This is a genomic window from Deltaproteobacteria bacterium, assembly GCA_016177765.1.
Classification (GTDB): Bacteria; UBA10199; UBA10199; order JACPAL01; family JACOUP01; genus JACOUP01.
Map to the genome: position 1 here is coordinate 1 of JACOUP010000003.1, position 13,606 is coordinate 13,606.

Sequence of the window (13,606 nt, forward strand, 5' to 3'; positions counted from 1 at the left end):
GCCAAAAATACAATGGGCAGACTCGCAGTAACCGGAGCCTCTTCGAGAATGAGCGGGGCGCACTCAAGGGGGACTGCCTCCGTTAAGGGGGAGGAAGGTGGGGATGACGTCAAGTCCTCATGGCCTTTATGCCCAGGGCCACACACGTGCTACAATGGGTACCATAAAGGGTTGCCAACCCGCGAGGGGGAGCTAATCCCAAAAAAGTACTCTCAGTTCGGATTGCAGTCTGAAACTCGACTGCATGAAGTTGGAATCGCTAGTAATCGCGGATCAGAACGCCGCGGTGAATACGTTCCCGGGCCTTGTACACACCGCCCGTCACACCACGAAAGTGGACTATACCAGAAGCCGGTGAGCTAACCGCAAGGGGGCAGCCGTTCAAGGTATGATCCATGATTGGGGTGAAGTCGTAACAAGGTAGCCGTAGGGGAACCTGTGGCTGGATCACCTCCTTTCTAAGGTGTATAACCTTAATTAGGTCAAACCATACGACTTGTCTTGACTACCTGGTTTTGAAGGAGTGGGGGAAAAGTTCTTTGAGAGAATAAGGCTCGAATAACGATGAACGATCTGCGAAGAACGAAATTTCCGGCAGATTCGTTCACGTTCTTCGTTTTTCGGGGAAAATTTCCTGCCGGAAATTTTCGGGCCTGTAGCTCAGCGGTTAGAGCACACGCTTGATAAGCGTGGGGTCAATGGTTCAAATCCATTCAGGCCCACACGATATCAAACGGGGCTGTAGCTCAGCTGGGAGAGCGCCGCATTTGCAATGCGGAGGTCACCGGTTCGATCCCGGTCAGCTCCACACAGGCGGCGCGAGAATGTTTTGTCCCCCAGATGGGGGTTTCAGGGGGAGAGTGGTATCTCCACCTGACTATAGCGAGCATCTGGCTTGGCCAGTGCGAGCGAATCGATCTTTGAAAACTAAATAAGTAGTACATGGAGAATGCATCAAGTACGAGAACCAAAGCGTTTCAAACGCACGTAAATATCATGACCTTATGAAAATATGGTCAAGCTACTAAGGGCGTACGGTGGATGCCTTGGCGAAGGATGGCGATGAAGGACGTTGTTAGCTGCGATAAGCCTCGGGGAGCCGCTAAACAGGCTTTGATCCGGGGATTTCCGAATGGGGAAACCCGTTGGGGGTCATGCCTCAACACCCTGGTCTGAATACATAGGGCCAGGGAGCAAACCCAGGGAACTGAAACATCTCAGTACCTGGAGGAAGAGAAAGAAATTCGATTCCGAAAGTAGCGGCGAGCGAAATCGGAAGAGCCTAAACCGTTTTGTCGCAAGATGAAACGGGGTTGCGGGACCGCAACGTGGGACCTTTGAGAATAACTGAACGGTCTGGAAAGTCCGGCCATAGAGGGTGATAGCCCCGTAAGTGAAATTCAAGGAGGCCCTAGCGGTATCCCAAGTACCACGGGACACGAGAAATCCTGTGGGAATCCAGGAAGACCATTTCCTAAGGCTAAATACAAACCTTCGACCGATAGTGAACTAGTACCGTGAGGGAAAGGTGAAAAGAACCCCAGGTGGGGAGTTAAAAGAACCTGAAACCGTATGCCTACAAACAGTGGAAGGGCTATGACTGCCGCAAGGCAGTTACGCCTAACTGCGTGCCTTTTGCATAATGAGTCAGTGAGTTACTTTCACCAGCAAGGTTAATCCCTTCAGGGGAGGAGCCGTAGCGAAAGCGAGTCTTAAAAGGGCGAAATAAAGTTGGTGGGAGTAGACCCGAAACCAAGTGATCTACCCTTGGTCAGGATGAAGTGTCGCGAAAGCGGCATGGAGGTCCGAACCTCTAGACGTTGAAAAGTCTTGGGATGAGCTGAGGGTAGGAGTGAAAGGCTAATCAAACTTGGAGATAGCTGGTTCTCCCCGAAATATATTGAGGTATAGCCTCATGCGGTAGCGAGTGGGGGTAGAGCACTGAATGGACTAGGGTCCCGAAAGGGATACCAAATCCAATTAAACTTCGAATACCATTCGTGAAACCATGGGAGGCAGACTACGGGTGAGAAGATCCGTGGTCGAGAGGGAAAAAGCCCAGATCGTCGGCTAAGGTCCCTAAATAGACACTCAGTGGGAAAGGATGTGGAAGGGCTAAAACAGCCAGGAGGTTGGCTTAGAAGCAGCCATCCTTTAAAGAAAGCGTAACAGCTCACTGGTCGAGCCAATCTGCGCCGAAAATGTAACGGGGCTAAGTGTCTTACCGAAGCCACGAACTTTTCTTCACCTTCGGGTGAAGGGGAGTGGTAGGGGAGCATTCTCGTTGCCTGTGAAGGTCGACCGCGAGGACGACTGGAGGCCCGAGAAGAGATTATGCTGACATGAGTAGCGAATAAGTGGCTGAGAATGCCACTCGCCGTAAACCCAAGGTTTCCTGGGGAAGGTTCGTCCGCCCAGGGTTAGTCGGTCCTAAGTCGAGGCCGAAAGGCGTAGGCGATGGAGAGCTGGTTAATATTCCAGCACCACTGAAGGGGTGTTACGCGGAGAGGGGACGGAGAAGGATAGGTCATCCGGCGATTGGTTGTGCCGGTTTAAACCTGTAGGGGGATCTGGCAGGCAAGTCCACCAGGTCGTTAACTCCGAGAGGTGATGACGAGTTGCCGTAAGGCAATGAAGTGACTGATTCCACGCTTCCAAGAAAAGCCTCGCCGATAATCCTTTAAGTGACCGTACCGTAATCGGACACACGTAGGTGGGTAGAAAATACCAAGGCGCGTGAGAGAACGCTAGCTAAGGAACTCTGCAATCTAACACCGTAACTTCGGAAGAAGGTGTGTCTCGCCTTGTGGAGGGGTTTACCCCCCGAGCGAAGCGAGATCGCAGTGAAACGGTGCCTGCAACTGTTTATCAAAAACACAGGACTCTGCTAAGTCTCCCAAGACGATGTATAGGGTCTGACGCCTGCCCGGTGCCGGAAGGTTAAGGCAAGAGGTCATCCTTCGAGCAATCGAAGGAGAAGCCTTGAACCGAAGCCCCGGTAAACGGCGGCCGTAACTATAACGGTCCTAAGGTAGCGAAATTCCTTGTCGGGTAAGTTCCGACCTGCACGAATGGCGTAATGACAGGCACGCTGTCTCGGCTGGCGACTCAGCGAAATTGTAATGGCCGTGCTGATGCGGTCTCCCTGCGAAAAGACGGAAAGACCCTGTGCACCTTTACTATACCTTGACAGTGAATTTCGGGGCAATCTGCGTAGGATAGGTGGGAGGCTTTGAGACCCTGCTTCTGGGTAGGGTGGAGCCAACCTTGAAATACCACCCTGATTATTCTGGAATTCTAACTTCAACCTGTGAATCCAGGTGAAGGACACTGTCTGGCGGGTAGTTTGACTGGGGCGGTCGCCTCCTAAAGAGTAACGGAGGCGCGCGAAGGTCTCCTCAGGCTGATTGGAAACCAGCCGTCGAGTGCAAAAGCATAAGGAGGCTTAACTGCGAGACCTACAAGTCGAGCAGATGGGAAACCAGGCTTTAGTGATCCGGTGGTCCTGCATGGAAAGGCCATCGCTCAACGGATAAAAGGTACGCCGGGGATAACAGGCTGATGATGCCCGAGAGTTCACATCGACGGCATTGTTTGGCACCTCGATGTCGGCCCATCGCATCCTGGGGCTGAAGTAGGTCCCAAGGGTTGGGCTGTTCGCCCATTAAAGCGGTACGCGAGCTGGGTTCAGAACGTCGTGAGACAGTTCGGTCCCTATCTTTCGCAGGCGCAGGAGATTTGCGAGGCGCTGTCCCTAGTACGAGAGGACCGGGATGGACAGACCTCTAGTGCACCAGTTGTTCTGCCAAGGGCAAAGGCTGGGTAGCTAGGTCTGGATCAGATAACCGCTGAAAGCATCTAAGCGGGAAACTGACCTCAAGATAAGATCTCCCGTCCCGTAGCAATACGGGACTAAGACCCGTTGTAGACTACGACGTTGATAGGCGGAAGGTGTAAGTCCCGCAAGGGATTCAGCCGATCCGTACTAATCGGTCGAGCGGCTTGACCATATTTTTATGATGTCATGATCGTTTTTAGTGCTTGATCATTCTCTACTACTTATTTTGAATCTTCTGGTGACCATACCGAGGGGGTCACACCCGGTCCCATTCCGAACCCGGTAGTTAAGTCCCTCAGGGCCGATGGTACTTAAGGTCTTAACCTTAGGGAGAGTAGGACGTTGCCAGATTAAAATTCCCGCCAGAGGCGGGCCCGCCTTTGGCGGAAAACCCCGATCTTCGAAAGAAGGTCGGGGTTTTTTATTTAATATCAAATAGTTACACGTAACACGGATAATTATTAGGTTACAATTGTAACTTGATCTTGAATACTTGTTACAACTGTTCTATGATCCAATCATGAATGACAATCCAATGAAAATGAAATGGATGAGCACCTCTCAGGTGGCCCAGAGGCTGGGGATTAGTCGTATGGAAGTGGTGCGCAAAATCAAGAGGGGAGAACTCTTGGCCCATAAAGTTGGGCGTTCTTACATGATCAAAGAGGGTTCACTTCCCGGGATTCATCGGCCTATTACCGAATCTGAGAAAAAGAATGTAGAGAAGGCGGTGGAAAGGGTGATTCGGCAATACGGCGATGTGATCCGTCGCCTGGGTCATGAGTGATGAGAGAATTGACTCTGGAGCATGTGGAACAGCTGGCTCATCGCTTGGCACGTCAGGTGATGAGCTGGGATGAACCGATTCCTGATTTTACAACAAGGTTTCCCGGAAAACTCGAAAGTTCTCTGAAAGCGCCCCTCCAAACTTATGGGGGGAAGGATCTCTATCCCTTATTGGTGGACAAGGCCGCTATTCTTTTTTACCTGATGATCAAGAATCATCCGTTCCAGAATGGAAATAAAAGAATAGCCGTTACCTCACTCTTTGTATTTTTAGATCTTAACAACCGCTGGCTGTCAATGCACCCGGATACCCTGTATCAAGTGGCGATGTTTGTGGCCCAGAGTCCCGCCGAGATGAAAGAGGCCGCTGTTCAAGGGATAAAACAGATAATCGCAAAATATCTGGTAGTTAAAGGTAAGAGGTTGCCAGATTAAAATTGAAAAACCCCCGCCTGAGGTGAAGGGTTTTTTATTTGCACCAAGGGCCGAATTACATTAGGTCTGATTTGTGACTGAACTCAAGCGGCATCTTAATCTTCCCAAGCTGACCTTTTACGGAGTGGGGGATATCCTGGGGGCCGGCATTTATGCCCTCGTGGGGAAGGTTGCTTGGGAGGCCGGGGGGCTAGCCTGGTTTGCCTTTCTCTTTGCCGGCCTCTCAATCCTGCCGACCGCCCTTTCTTATGCCGAGCTAACCAGTCGTTACCCTAAAAGCGGTGGGGTCTCTGTTTTTGCCGGCAGGGCCTTCCGTCGTCATTCGATTCCTTTTGTGGTTGGTTTTATCGTTTTGATGTCGGGTCTTGTTTCCTCGGCGGCCGTGGCGAACGCCTTTCACGGCTATCTTTCCACCTTGTGGGAGGTGCCACGGGGACTGGCGATTGTTTTTTTTCTTTCCTTTCTCACCTTCATCAATTGGCGCGGCATCGCGGAATCTTCCAATTTTAACATCCTTTGTGTCCTTGCGGAGGCGGGAGGGTTGCTTCTCATTATCGCCTTTGGCTGGGGGCATTGGGGGGAGGGAAATTTTCTCGTGGGCCGGGGAGGGGAGGGTTTTCTGAGCCGGGAGACCCTGGAGGGGATCGGCGCCGCCTCCATTTTGGCTTTTTATGCGGCGGTCGGTTTTGAGGATATCTGTAATGTTTCGGAAGAGGTGATCGATCCGGAGAAAACGGTTCCGAAGGCGATCCTTCTGGCGGTTTCTATTTCGTCGTTGATTTACATCGGGATCGCCTTGACCGTGGTTTCGGTTGTTTCCATCCCGGAACTGGGGGAATCGAAGGCCCCGCTCGCCCTGGTCGCCTCCAAGATTATCCCATTTTTTTCGCCCAAGGTCATAGCCACCCTGGCCCTTTTTTCCCTCACCAACACTGCCTTGGCCAACATGATCATGGCTTCCCGTCTCCTCTACGGGATGTCCCGTGAGGGCTGGATTTTCCGAAGCTTCTCTCTTGTTTCTTCCCGTCGTCAGACGCCGGTTGTTGCTGTCATCACCGTTTTTTTCCTGACCCTTGTTCTCGCCCTTTCCGGTTCGCTCAAAATCCTGGGGCAAACCACCAGTGTCATCATGCTCAGCATGTTTATTATCGTGCACCTTTCTTTGCTGGTGATCCGGATCCGTGGGGACAAACCGGATTCCGAGACCCGGCTTTTTCGAATCCCCCTGGTTGTTCCCTTTTTGGGGATACTGATTTCCGCCTTTATGATCACACAGGCCCCCCATGAAGCCTACCTCCGGGTGGGGATCCTCTTTGGGATCGGTTTTCTGTTGAGCCTCTCCATGCGCCGGTTCATGTTTTAATTTATTTATCAATAGGTTCCATGCGTGCCTGGCACCAGCCCCCCCTTTGGTGCCAGGCACCTTCCTAAACCCCTGATTCTCTAGCAACTTTCCCTATTCTCACCCGATAAAACAGGTAAGCCTATGTCTTGCGATCCGATCAGCCAATCTTGCCCGCGTCGCCCCGGAGAAACCGACCCCTCTGATGAACCAAACGCCTCTTTTCCGGACAGGCCGGATACGGGAAAAAAGGCCGATTCCAGAATGAGTTTGAGTTCTGGCGGGGGCAGTTTTGAATTGCTCCCGAGAGCTGACCTGGCCCTGTTACAATTGCGATCGGGAGGTCATCCACAGGCCGGTGTTGTCAGGAGACCCACTTCGGAATCGGGCGGGAGCAGTTCTGGGGAACACCCGGTTCGCAATCTAAAGATTGATCCTTCCAAGCCGACCGTTGTCTTGCTCGATTTTAACGGGGTTCTCGATACCACGCGTCGCGCGGTTGATCTCTTGTCTCTCATGCAGGCGGACCCGAATGTTTCCGGGATTTACCTCTTTGGGGTTTATCCGGATGAATTGGTGGATCCAGAAGAGCTGGATGGACGCTGGCCGACACGAGCGGCTGAGGTGCGTGAGGCACAAGCGAGTGCAAGAGCGGTAGGAAGACCGACCTATCAGAGTTTGAGAGGACTTTATCCCAAGTTAGCCGGTGATTTGAGTGTTGCCAAATTTATTCCCAATGGCGGGGAACAAGAACGTGAATTCAGGGCACACGGTGTTGATCCGAGCAGATTTAACGTTATTGTCCTGGATGATATGGAGGATGACGTCCGGTTTGATCTTGATGATCCGGCTATTTCGGATGAATTTAGAGCTGCGGTTCAAGTTGTGACGCCACGGCAGGTCGGGAAGGCCCATGAAATCCCCCCTGTCGAATCCTCCGTGTTTGAAGATTGGGACGAACTCTCCCGCAAACTGGCCGCCAGCTATGAAGGTCACACAGCACCTTCCGCACCGCCAGTGACGCCTCCACCCGATCCTCCACCAGCCGGATCCGGGGGAGGGGGTGGTGACGAACTTTTGCCAAAACTCCTTCTGGTACGCAACAATCCGGTAGCGCTTCGACAGCTTGTCCTTGCCGATCTGAGAATTCTGGACACCCCCGTGGTTGACGAATTCGTGCGTCTCACACGGGAGGATCCCGATTTTCATTCGGACACCGCTTTTGCCGTTATCGGGGGGATGCGGTTTGAAGAGAATTTCAGAAGCGGGGGGCAGATTGTCCTTTCCACCTATTTTTCACGACTAGGCCTTGAAAGTACGGTCACCAACCTTTCTATGGTGGATCCTACTGAGGCGGCAACTTTTATGGACCCTGTCTGGAATCGCTGTCAGGATATTATGTCCCGTGGTTCCAATCCGGACATGCGGTACTATGTCCTGGCCCTGACCCACGAGATCGTCCGTAAAGATCTCTTGAGACAACAATCCTTGGGAGACGACCCGGTCCTGAGGATTGTGGCTCTCGGCATGAAAGACCCGGACCCGACTAACTCCTATCTGGCGTGGAAGATCCTCAAAATGTTGGATCCTGCGGCGGCCCGTGTTGTCGGCAGGGATTCCTTTACCGAAGGGGTCTCGACCGCCTCTGGGGAAAGTCCTGAATTTGGGATTTCCCCCTATGTTATCGACAATGACCATCAAAATCTTATGCGGTCCAATTTATTCATTCAGTTGCTTTCCGGTAGTGTCCCAGAGACAACGGTTGTTTCCATTGACGAGGTTGTTCCGATCCATTCCCTGGCCGATTACAATCCGGACCCTCGTCATCGAAAGGGGATTGTCGATGAGAAGTATGCGGCCTTGCGCAGAATTGTTGTGGAAGAGGGTGAGGGAGCTGATCGTGAAAGGGTGATCGGTCGCTTTTTTGCCCTGCCGGATGTTGCGGGGCATGAACAATCGGTTAAGGTGTTGAGACTCCCCTCCGGCCGGCAGTTTGTCATCGACGGCCAACACAGGATGGCTACGCTGATTCGTGCCGCGCGAGAAGGGTTGATCCCCTCCGACTGGCTCGACGCAGTCGGTCCGGTAGAACGGACCACCTATCAAGGGGATATCCCTGAGGCGGTCATTGAACACACGCTTACCTTGGGGGTTGATCTCTCGTGGAAGGATCTTTTTCCGGAGTCAGAGGGTTCCCCTGCCAATCGGTTGACTCTTTCTTCCGGCGCCCGATATTCTTTCCAGCTGGATGATGGAAGAGACCTTCGTTTTCTTCCCCCCGATACGGAAGATAAAGGGCTCGCCGAATACCGTGGGCAAGAAGTGGGGCGAATTGTTGCCGCCTTTCGGGATAATACGGCCAATCTGGTGACGCTCACCGGTTACCCCGGTACGCGGAAGACGCGTACTTCTGTGACCGAGCTCGAGTCTGCCCTGGACGCGGCCGGATTTTCAAGTTTGCATTGGGAATTTAAGAATCTGGTTCGTCTTGTTGACCATGAGGGGGTGCAGGCACAACATTGGTTGGTCCCTCCCCACGTGGTTGTTCTGGATGAGGCGGCAATCCCGAAAGAACAGTGGGGGCGAACAGGACCAGTAGCCAAGGTTATCGGACGGTATCTCGCGGCGGGGGGCCGTATCATTTTGATGGGGGCTGGTGGGAATACGACGCCCGAAACACAAGTCGAAGAGATGGGGTGGGTCCAGCAGGCAAAGGGGGTTCGGTTACTCAACGTCCCTTTTGATGTGAAGCCGCTCAATTCCCATCAGGCCCGGGACCTCCTGACCGAGGGTACTCTTCTCTCCGGTGCCGACAAGGAGGCCTATACCGATCTTGTCCTTCGGTATCTCCCGCCGTACCTGCGCCCCGTGAAACATTTTAGTTTGAGACCGCCCGATTTTAACAGGGCAACACCGATTCATAGTTTTTCGGAGGCGAGGGATTACTTTTATGGATTGATGAGAGATCCAAAAAACCGTTCCGGCTGGGCCCGTTCAGGGATCACCGTCACCACTCTTCCCGAAGATATCCCGGCGGCGGAGGCAATGGTGGCCCTTCGTGAGGGGGAGCGGCCACTCCTTGTCGGCAATCGCCTTATTGCAGAAAACTTTCAGACCTGGGGTGATTTCCGAAGACTGGTGGCAACGGCCAAGGAGGCCGGTGTTGAAAACGATCTTGTCGGTCGGGTTCTCGGGCAGATTGAAATGGATCCATCAATGGCCGTTGTTGAAGGGGGCTCTCCACAGACGCCGCAACAGGTCCTTCATGCCTTGGCACATGCCGATAATCCGTCTGCCAGGGCCCAGGCTTATGGCAACGTTCATGGGCTTGTTGTTGCTGTCATGACCAGCCTTGCCGATGTTCCCAACCTTGGTGACAGTTTCACTACCCCGAAAGATTTGGCCGACGGTATAGACGCTCCCTTGCCGGGAACGCTTGTTGTTGCTGAGCTTTTTGCCGGTGAGCCGGAAGCGGTCAAGTCGGCCTACAGGGCCCGGACAACCACGAGACGACTTTGGGAAGAAGTTGAATCCTCCGTGGGGGCCCCCCTCCGAAGACTTTTTGAAGAGACGGAACAGGCGAGTGTTGACCTCCGGGATGTTGATGGAGCGATGCTGGTCCGGGCCTTTACAGTGGTTCAGGGAAAAAACCGTGCACTGGCGGCGGCCAATCCCCCCCCGCCGCCGGAGGAATCGGCCGATGTCGTCGCGACACGGGCCCTTTTCCGGGATCTCCCGGTGGAGACGGGGGTTCGTTATCCGATCTTGTCCGCGACGGAACGGGAAGATCTGACGGCCCACTTAGCCCAGTTGGATCGTCCCTTTCGGTCCGGTTCCAGCGAACACCACACCTCTTTTGGGCGTCATTGGAAGTCGTTTTTGGCGGCGGCGGCACAGTGGGGCCCGGAATCCCGGACCGGCAGGGTTCGGGCGCTGGTTGTTGGGGCCGGTCTTGATTTTCCGATTAACGAAGCGGTTCCCTTCATGAGTCATGTTGCCGGTTACCGTCCCTTGTTGCAGGAAAGGAAGGAGGCGATCAACGTCCTGGAACTGGCGGCGCTGATGGCGAACCATGGTTTAGACTACGCGATCGATGTCGTCGATCCGAACGGGGAGGTTGAGGCCTACTTCCGGGCCCTCGCGGCGGTCGAATCCCACCGCTTTCTGGTGGCGGATCATGCCGGCGTCTCGCGTGACTATATTCAGACGGTTTTTGGTCCCCAGGCTCGTGATGTCACCGCCGAGCATCTGGGTAGACTCCCTCAGGGCGCAACAGTCGTCTACGAAGTGAGACTGCCGCGGGAGGTTTTGGATAGAATTCATTTCCACCGTCGGTCGGTGCTTGAGCCGTTACCCGGTACCGGGTACGATCTTGTCGACTTTAGTCTGGTCAAGCCGCACCTGCGGCGTGAAATTCAGGCAGGGGAGGGGGGCCAAGTTCTGGGGGCGACCCTTTTGGACACGGCTGAAAGGAATCTTGTCTTGAATCTGAATCAGGGTGGAACCGTCGTGACGGATGCCTTTGAAGAAAAGAAGGCCGGCTCTCACGGTTTTTCCGTCCTGAGAGACTATGGGTCGGACGAGAGGGTTCTCCGCCTGACGCACCCTCGTCAGAAGGTTTCCTGTCTGGTTCGCGATCGGTCGGGTCCTTTTCAGGCGGCAATCGTTTCCCCCCATCCCTCCCGTTCTTCCCCGGTCCCCGGGCCTCTCCTTCTTGGAAGCGATCCTGTTCCCTGGGCCCTTTCGGCGCTCGATGCGGCGCCAACAGAGGAGGCACGGGCCTTTCTCTATAGCCGTCTCGCCTTTGAGCTATTGACGGTCCAGTCCCGTTTGGACCATTTTTTTCTGGGGGGATTGGATCGGTTTCCTGAGACAGAGATCCTGGATGATCTGGAGAAAAGTTTGCCGATTGTCCGGGCGGTCGCTGAACGGTACGCGCGTGAACCGGCATCCCTGAAAAATCGAGTTACTTGGGAGGAGCCTGATTTTGAAAGAAGGATCCAGCTTGTCTGGGACCCTGCCTATCTGGAGATGGCGCTTTTTCTCCCGATCGCCGTCCTCCTCGATCGTCCCATCTCGGACCCGCGCGATCTCGAGGGGCTGGATCGGGCGACATGGGTAAGGGTAATCCGGGAGGTCCGGGAGGCCCGTCGCCAGACCCACGAGGCATTGATGAGAGAAGGGTTTACGGTGGCACTCAATGGGCATTTTCAACTTCGCGCCGGGAGTCTGGAACGTTGGTCCGATCTCGGCCGGTTGGTGACCCTCGCCCGGGAACATGGGGCGGATCCCCTTTCGCGCCTACTCGCCCAGATTGATATCCCCAGACCTCCCTCTGTGGAGGGGACAGCCGGTCACCCGTGGCAGTTTATCTGGCGGCTCCAGCATGGTGGTGAGGTGAGATCTCTTTTTGCCAACCGCCTCGATGTTTACGATGATGTCCAGTCACACCCCGCCACCGTCAGACAACTTATCCAGGTGATTCAGAGAAGGGGTTCGTTGGATAACGAAGATATCGAAAGTATGGCCCCGATTATTGCGGATGGCGTGGAAAGGGGACTGGCGTTGGCGGTCATTTATGCGGCGGAGTCTCCCGCCTTTAGACAGGCCTATGTCGCGCATCGCGAGGGTGAACCAGTTTTTTTTGAAAGAGAGACATTGGAACGATATGTCTTGGCCCCTTTGCGAGAACTGTTGGGTTACGAAGAGGGTTCCGATCTTTCTGGCCTCACCGCAGAGGAGGTGGCGACAGGGCTCCGGCGTTATGCTGGACTGAGTTCGCTCCCCCCTGTTGTTGATCGGAGGCCTGAAGAGAGGGATGCCGAAGTGGCCCGTCGTCTGAACCATTACCTTGATCAATGGAACAGAGGTCCAAGACGTGCGATGACTGTAAGGGCGTTGAAGGCCGCCCTCAGAGGGTCGCCGGCAGGTCTAGAAATTAAGATCAGGGCGATTGATGTTGACGAGGCCTGGGAGACTGTTGTCCTCCCAATCCTGGAGCAAAGGGCCCCGACCCTCTTGGGGGAACGAGCCCCCCGCTCTATGAAGCAAGAGGCGGTAAGAGTCGGCACAGAAGTGGTTGTTGCCCGTTGGCTCGACGGTTTTCATCAACCGGTCCCCTCCGGAACCCTTTTTCAAGAGATTGATGTGGCCGTGATAGACCGGTTTGGGGGTCTCGTTTCTTCCAGGACAGAAAGAGAAGTGGTTGTTGCGGTCGTTCGCGAGCGGGCCCCTTCGATGGTCTTGGAAAAAGCCTTTACCGAAGGACCTCTTGATCCTTTGATCGTCCCTCCTTTGTGGGGCGAGAAGGATCGGACAGAACTGCATGATCTCCTCGCCTGGACCCTTCCGGACGATGAAAGGTCGGACCTGATGACCGCCTTGACGGAGGAGTTGTACAATCCCTATTTCTTGAGGGCGGTCCGTGGTTTCTCGCGGGAACTTGTTGCCGGGACAGCGACAGAAAGGGAGAGGGCAATCCTCAGGGATAATCTCCGGCTCGCTTTTTGTTTTGCCAATCCGGAATGGGCGGTTGCCGATCTCTTTGACCGTCTCGCGCGTGGAGAAACACTGGAGCCGGTTCAGGAAATGACCCTTAATGGACGAACGGTTCTTCGTTACCCGGCTGGATTGGAGGATTTGGAGGCCCTGGAACCGGTGGAAGAAATTCCTGAAGGACACAGGGATGATCCGAACCGCCAAAGATTGGTTTTTGACAAAAGATGGCGTCAAGGATGGCGTCGCCGGAGCCGGGTTCTGGCAGGGGAAAGTCTGCGTAAGCGTTATCCTGTTACTGATCTGGCCTCTTCGGTTAGCCTGTCGCCGGCCGATCCTGCCTTGATGATGGTGCTGGCCGAGCGGATGGGACCGGAGTACCGGGATGCGTTTGAGAGACGGCTCGTGTCACAAGCGCTTGGGACGGATCAATCTGTTGTTGGTGTCGATCTCGCCCCTCTCCCGCCATTGTTGGCCGGGGTTGATCCTTTAGCCATGGCGGCTCGTGAACTTTCCGCATTACTGGTGGATCGTTCGGCCATCCCCGGCGCCTCTTTTTCTCAAGACGTAGTTGTCGAACGGTTAACAGTGGGTGTTCGCCAGATGACCTCTGTTGGTGAGGGTCGGCTCCTTCCGACGGAGGCTGTCAGGCGTGATGGTGAAAGAGGGAGAGATCTCCTTCGAGAAGTAAAAATCCGGTAGAAAGAGCA

Annotated in this window: 4 protein-coding genes, 2 tRNA genes, 2 rRNA genes and 1 other annotated feature; all 8 genes read left to right on the plus strand. The window is 54.2% G+C overall.

The window, feature by feature from the left end; all coding sequences use genetic code 11:
* Positions 1-53 precede the first annotated feature (53 nt).
* Positions 54-464 (plus strand) — a sequence feature (possible 16S ribosomal RNA but 16S or 23S rRNA prediction is too short).
* Positions 465-649: 185 nt separating this feature from the next.
* The 8 genes from HYS22_01490 to HYS22_01525 all read left to right on the plus strand — a co-directional run bounded on the left by HYS22_01490 (position 650) and on the right by HYS22_01525 (position 13,598).
* A tRNA-Ile gene (locus tag HYS22_01490) sits at positions 650-722 on the plus strand.
* Between the two features lie 13 nt (positions 723-735).
* Positions 736-808, plus strand: a tRNA-Ala gene (locus tag HYS22_01495).
* 202 nt (positions 809-1,010) lie between these two features.
* A 23S ribosomal RNA gene (locus HYS22_01500) occupies positions 1,011-4,012 on the plus strand.
* Positions 4,013-4,072: 60 nt separating this feature from the next.
* Positions 4,073-4,189: ribosomal RNA gene (gene rrf, locus HYS22_01505) — 5S ribosomal RNA — on the plus strand.
* Between the two features lie 169 nt (positions 4,190-4,358).
* Positions 4,359-4,625: a helix-turn-helix domain-containing protein gene (locus tag HYS22_01510; GenBank protein MBI1908831.1), complete on the plus strand. Its 267-nt coding sequence runs from the start codon at positions 4,359-4,361 to the stop codon at positions 4,623-4,625.
* Entirely contained in the window at positions 4,622-5,059 is a 438-nt protein-coding gene (locus tag HYS22_01515; GenBank protein MBI1908832.1) for a type II toxin-antitoxin system death-on-curing family toxin, read from the plus strand. Before HYS22_01510 ends, HYS22_01515 begins: the two co-directional genes overlap by 4 nt.
* Before the next feature lie 73 nt (positions 5,060-5,132).
* Positions 5,133-6,422: an amino acid permease gene (locus HYS22_01520; GenBank protein MBI1908833.1), complete on the plus strand. Its 1,290-nt coding sequence runs from the start codon at positions 5,133-5,135 to the stop codon at positions 6,420-6,422.
* 123 nt (positions 6,423-6,545) lie between these two features.
* Positions 6,546-13,598 (plus strand): hypothetical protein, encoded by a 7,053-nt coding sequence (locus HYS22_01525; GenBank protein ID MBI1908834.1) that lies wholly within the window; start codon positions 6,546-6,548, stop codon positions 13,596-13,598.
* Positions 13,599-13,606 lie beyond the last annotated feature (8 nt).

Coding starts and splice junctions, on each gene's coding strand:
- HYS22_01510 (MBI1908831.1), top strand. CDS start 4,359: ATGAATGACAATCCAATGAAAATGAAATGGATGAGCACCTCTCAGGTG.
- HYS22_01525 (MBI1908834.1), top strand. CDS start 6,546: ATGTCTTGCGATCCGATCAGCCAATCTTGCCCGCGTCGCCCCGGAGAA.